Origin of the sequence: Arsukibacterium sp., assembly GCF_041616895.1 — a bacterium.
Taxonomy (GTDB): domain Bacteria; phylum Pseudomonadota; class Gammaproteobacteria; order Enterobacterales; family Alteromonadaceae; genus Alishewanella.
Window position 1 is genome coordinate 1 of the sequence record NZ_JBFJPY010000140.1, and the last position, 5311, is coordinate 5311.

General features: G+C 51.9%; 4 protein-coding genes and 1 pseudogene. 4 read left to right on the top strand and 1 reads right to left on the bottom strand.

Annotated elements, in window-relative coordinates:
• A pseudogene (locus tag ABY802_RS15590) lies at positions 1-489 on the bottom strand (hypothetical protein); the annotation flags it as partial.
• Positions 490-919: 430 nt separating this feature from the next.
• On the opposite strand from ABY802_RS15590, the gene leuA reads away from it, so the two are divergent.
• From leuA to leuD, 4 genes are all read left to right on the top strand, one after another.
• Positions 920-2527, top strand: coding sequence for a 2-isopropylmalate synthase (gene leuA / locus ABY802_RS15595; RefSeq protein ID WP_372628046.1), 1608 nt, complete (start codon positions 920-922; stop codon positions 2525-2527).
• Entirely contained in the window at positions 2527-3603 is a 1077-nt protein-coding gene (leuB, locus tag ABY802_RS15600) for a 3-isopropylmalate dehydrogenase (protein ID WP_372628047.1), read from the top strand. The genes leuA and leuB overlap by 1 nt, the downstream gene beginning before the upstream one ends.
• The gene (gene leuC, locus ABY802_RS15605) at positions 3603-5042 is read left to right on the top strand and encodes a 3-isopropylmalate dehydratase large subunit (protein WP_372628048.1); all 1440 of its coding nucleotides are present in this window, start codon (positions 3603-3605) and stop codon (positions 5040-5042) included. Before leuB ends, leuC begins: the two co-directional genes overlap by 1 nt.
• On the top strand, positions 5039-5311 hold a 273-nt coding region (leuD, locus tag ABY802_RS15610; RefSeq protein ID WP_372628049.1), incomplete at its 3' end, for a 3-isopropylmalate dehydratase small subunit. The genes leuC and leuD, both read left to right, overlap by 4 nt.

A 5311-nucleotide genomic window follows, 5' to 3' on the forward strand; every position in this document is an offset into this window, starting at 1 on the left:
CGGCACCAGCTCAGCAATGCCTGCCAGCACTTCATCAAAATCTGTCAGGGTGTAATTGGGCGGCGTAGTGTCATACAAGGCCTGAGCCTGGGCTTCAAAATTCGCCTTTTTGCCGTTGCTCAGATGCTCAGCATGAAAAGCTAGTGCCTGTAATTGCTTATCCAGATAATGCAGCCGCAGCTTACGTATATCGCTATCTGCCAGCGGCTGGGTATCAATTTTCTCAAGCAACGCTTTAGCCTCTGCGGCAATATCGGCTGCACTCATACCGCGGGCCACTGCCTCATCGCGCAGTTGCCCGGGGCCATAATAAGCATCAACATAGTTGCTGTCATGCTCGCCCAGCGCTAATACCAGTTGCGTATACTGGCGAGCAATGTTGTCGACATCAACCGTTGCGGCAACCCGCGGCTCCGGCGCTTTGCCACATGCGACAACCAGTGCAATGCTGGCAGTCAGTATCAATGGTTTTAACAGAGGGTTTCGCATAATCAGCTTCCTTGGTTTGCTTTAATTTTCATTAGTTTGAATATTATTATGTGCTTAAGCCTAGCGCTTAGCCTGCCTGTCGGCAACTTTTTCAACATCTTGCCCACAGCAACGCCATTAATGTGATTTAAACTTGCACGGTTTTTTTAGTATTTGGCCATCTATACTGTTGCAGTTAAAAAATAACCATGTTATTAATATCGGCGTCTTGCTAAAAAGTAACCAATACGAGCAATAAATGAATTTACAACGTTGCGTTTCAATTATCAGCCTCCTCGTGCTCCTCACCGGCGCGCGGGGTGTGGTTTATTGGTAAAAAAACGTAACGACCAATAACGAAAAACCCCGTGCCACTGGCCGGGGTTTTTTGCTTTTAAGCCCCCGCCACAGGTTGCAACTGACACTGGAAATACGGAACAGGAAACCCGAGATGAGCGGCGATAATAAAATCTGGATCTTCGACACAACCTTACGCGACGGCGAGCAGGCCTTGCGGGCCAGCTTAAGCCAGAAACAAAAAATACAACTGGCCCATGCCATTGCACGCTTAAAAGTAGATGTGATGGAAGTGGGCTTTCCGGTATCCAGCCCCGGCGACTTCGACTCAGTGCAGCGAATTGCCCGCGAGGTAAAAGGCCCGATTATTTGTGGCCTGGCCCGCGCGGTAAGCGCTGATATTGAAGCCTGCGGCGAAGCGTTAAAGGATGCAGAGCAGCGGCGTATTCATACCTTTATCGCCACCTCACCGCTGCATTTGCAGTACAAATTACGCAAAACCCTGGCCCAGGCCAGCGAACAGGCTGTAGCCGCCATTAAACTGGCCAGCCGTTATACCGACGATATCGAGTTTTCCTGTGAAGATGCAGGCCGTACTCCTATTGACGACTTATGCTGGATTGTCGAGCGGGCCATTAACGCCGGTGCCACCACCATTAATATTCCGGATACCGTCGGTTATACCATCCCTAACGAATTTGCAGCCATTATTAGTACCTTACGCAATAAGGTACCAAACATCGACAAAGCCCGCTTAAGCGTACACTGCCACAACGATTTAGGTTTAGCCGTTGCCAACAGCATCAGCGCCATTCAAGCCGGCGCAAGGCAAATTGAATGTACGGTAAATGGTATTGGCGAGCGGGCGGGTAATTGTTCGCTGGAAGAAGTGGCGATGATTATCAACACCCGCAAAGATGTGCTGGCGCCCTTGTATACCGATATTAAAACCACTGAGATTTACCGCAGCTCTCACTTAGTTAGCCAGATTTGTAATATGCCGATTCAACCGAACAAAGCCATCGTCGGTGAAAATGCCTTTGCTCACAGTTCAGGCATTCATCAGGATGGCGTATTAAAAGCGCAAAACACTTACGAGATTATGGCACCGGAGCAGGTGGGCATTCGCCAGAACGAGCTGAATTTAACCTCGCGATCGGGCCGGCATGTTATTCAACACCGCTTGGCCGAATTAGGTTACACCACCGGCGATTATGACTTAGAAGCAGTCTATAAAAGCTTTGTCGCGCTGGCCGACCAAAAAGGCCGGGTGTTTGATTATGACTTAGAGGCACTGGTGTTTTTTGAAAACATGCAGGAACAAAACGATTACTTTGCCTTAGAGTTTTTAAGCTCGTCCACTCACACCGGTCATATTGCCAGCGCCACGGTGGGCTTGCGCTGTGGCGATCAGCTGTTTACCGAGGCTGCGACCGGCAATGGTCCGGTAGAGGCCGCATTCAGCGCTATTACCCGCATCAGTAAACTGACGATAAAGATGGTTGATTTTAACCTGCAGGCCAAAGGCAGTGGCGAAGACGCCTTGGGCCAGGTGGACATTATCGCCGAGCATGAAGGCCGGCGTTTTCATGGTGCCGGTCTGGCGACCGATATTGTTCGCAGCTCGGTGCTGGCCTATGTTCATGTGCTGAATATGATCCAGCGCGCCCAGACTATCGACGCCCATAAACATGCCCAGAAACAAACGCGTGACCATACAACGGAACAGAAACCAGTAAAGATTGCAGCAGGTGAACAATAATGAGTAAGCAGTATAACATTGCGGTCCTGGCCGGTGATGGCATTGGCCCGGAAGTGATGGCCGAAGCAGTAAAAGTACTAGAGGTTGTTGCTGATAAATTTCAGTTTGGGTTAAAGCTAACCCCGGCGCTGATTGGCGGCGCCGCCATTGATGCCAGCGGACAACCCCTGCCGCCGCAAACTTTGTCGGTTTGCCAGCAAAGTGATGCTATTTTATTTGGCTCAGTTGGCGGGCCAAAATGGACCGGCTTAGCGCCAGATAAACAACCTGAACGCGGCTCGTTGTTACCACTTCGCAAAACCTTCGATTTATTCTGCAATCTGCGCCCTGGCCAGATTTACCCGGCGTTTGCCGACTTATCGCCATTGCACCCGCGAGTGAGCAGCCTGGGCATGGATGTGCTGTGCGTGCGCGAACTGACCGGCGGCATTTATTTTGGCGAAAAAGGACGCAGCGATTCCGATGCATTTGATACCCAGCGCTACAGCGTGTTTGAAATTGAACGAATTGCCAAAGTGGCGTTTGAAGCTGCCCGCAAGCGCAGCAATAAAGTGACTTCAATTGATAAAGCCAATGTGCTGCAAACCAGCATTTTATGGCGTGAAACGGTAGAGCGCATTGCCAAAGACTACCCGGATGTCACCCTGGAGCATATGTACATTGATAACGCCGCCATGCAGCTTATCCGCAGCCCGCAGCAGTTTGATGTCTTGCTGTGCGACAACCTGTTTGGCGATATTTTATCTGACGAAATTGCCGCTATTGCCGGCTCGTTAGGCTTATTACCGTCGGCCAGTTTAAATGGCAGTGGCTTTGGCTTGTATGAACCTGCAGGCGGCAGTGCACCCGATATCGCAGGCAAGGGCATCGCCAACCCTATCGCTCAGATTTTAAGTGCGGCCTTAATGCTGCGCTACAGCTTTGGCGAGGAAGACGCCGCCCGAGCCATTGAGCGGGCGGTGCAGCACTGCTTAGAGCAGCACATTGTCACGCGCGACATTGATCCGAAATCGACTTATGGCACGGCCGCTGTTGGCGCCGCTATTGTTGCCACCTTACGCCAGGAGAATAAGTAATGGGCCAGGCCACTGCTAACGCACAAACCTTATATCAGAAAATCTACGCCAGCCATGTGGTGGGTAAGCTAAACCCCAGCACCGATTTGTTATACGTAGACCGGCATTTAATTCATGAGGTGACCTCGCCCCAGGCGTTTTCGGGTTTAAAGCTGGCGAACCGCAGCGTGCGTCGGCCAGATTTGACCTTCGCTACCATGGACCACAACGTATCCACCCAGCGCCGTAGTATTGATGCGGCCGGTGAAACCTCACGTAAGCAGCTGGAGGCACTGGCAGCCAATTGCGATGAGAATCAGATCCCGTTATTAGATTTAACCCACCCCGATCAGGGCATCGTCCATGTTATTGGCCCAGAGCAGGGCTTAACCCAGCCGGGAATGATTATCGTCTGCGGTGACTCCCATACCTCTACCCACGGTGCCTTTGGTGCGCTGGCCTTTGGTATTGGCACCTCAGAAGTTGAGCATGTACTGGCTACCCAAACCCTGCCACAGCAGCAGGCCAAAACGTTAAAAGTAGAAATTAATGGCGAACTAAGCCGCCATGTTACGCCAAAAGACGTGATTATGGCGGTTATTGGCAAACTGGGCACTGCCGGCGGCAATGGCTATGTTGCGGAATTTTCTGGCAGTGCTATTCGCGCCATGAGCATGGAAGGGCGAATGACCTTATGCAATATGAGCATTGAAATGGGCGCCAAAGCCGGCCTAATTGCCCCTGATGACACCACCTTTGCATACATAAAAGGCAAAGCCCATGCGCCTAAAGAAGAGCATTGGCAAGGCGCAGTACAATACTGGCAAAGCTTGTATTCAGACCTTGATGCGGTGTTCGATCAGACTGTTACGCTTGATGCCAGCAGTATTACGCCGCAAATTACCTGGGGCACTAACCCTGAGCAAGTGATGGCCGTTGACCAGAGCGTGCCCGCACCCGCCAGCTTTTTGGACCCTACCAAACGCGATGCCGCCGAACGTGCATTGGCCTATATGGGATTAGAGCCAGGGCAGAAGCTGACCGATTGTAAAGTAGATGTGGTATTTATTGGCAGCTGCACCAACAGCCGGATTGAAGACTTGCGCGCTGCGGCCAGTGTGGTGCAGGGTAAGCAGGTTGCTGCCGGCGTGCGGGCGTTAGTCGTACCAGGCTCTGGCATGGTGAAACGCCAGGCTGAAGATGAAGGCCTGGCCAGTATTTTTAAAGACGCCGGTTTTGAGTGGCGCGAGCCAGGCTGCAGCATGTGCCTGGGTATGAATGATGACAGAGTAGCTGCCGGCGAGCGCTGCGCCTCGACCAGTAATCGCAACTTTGAAGGCCGCCAGGGCCGCGGTGCCCGCACCCACCTGGTCAGCCCCGCCATGGCTGCTGCCGCTGCCATTGCCGGTAAGTTCGTTAATATCGCTGCAGCGACGATAGAAACAGGAGACCGGCCATGAGTAAGATTTTTGCACAGGGTATAGTGTGCCCGCTGGATAAAAATAACGTGGATACCGACCAGATTATCCCAAAACAGTTTTTAACCAGTGTCAGCCGTGAAGGTTTTGGCCAGGCCATGTTTTTTGACTGGCGCTATTTAGCTGATGGCAGCCCCAACCCGGATTTTGTGATTAATAAGCCGGAGTATAGTGGCGCCAGCATCTTATTAACCCGGGCTAACTTTGGTTGTGGCTCCAGCCGCGAACACGCACCCTGGGCTATTCAGCAA

What these genes read in the sequence shown, in the direction of transcription:
- leuA (WP_372628046.1), top strand. Translation starts at nt 920, where the DNA reads ATGAGCGGCGATAATAAAATCTGGATCTTCGACACAACCTTACGCGAC.
- leuB (WP_372628047.1), top strand. Translation starts at nt 2,527, where the DNA reads ATGAGTAAGCAGTATAACATTGCGGTCCTGGCCGGTGATGGCATTGGC.
- leuC (WP_372628048.1), top strand. Translation starts at nt 3,603, where the DNA reads ATGGGCCAGGCCACTGCTAACGCACAAACCTTATATCAGAAAATCTAC.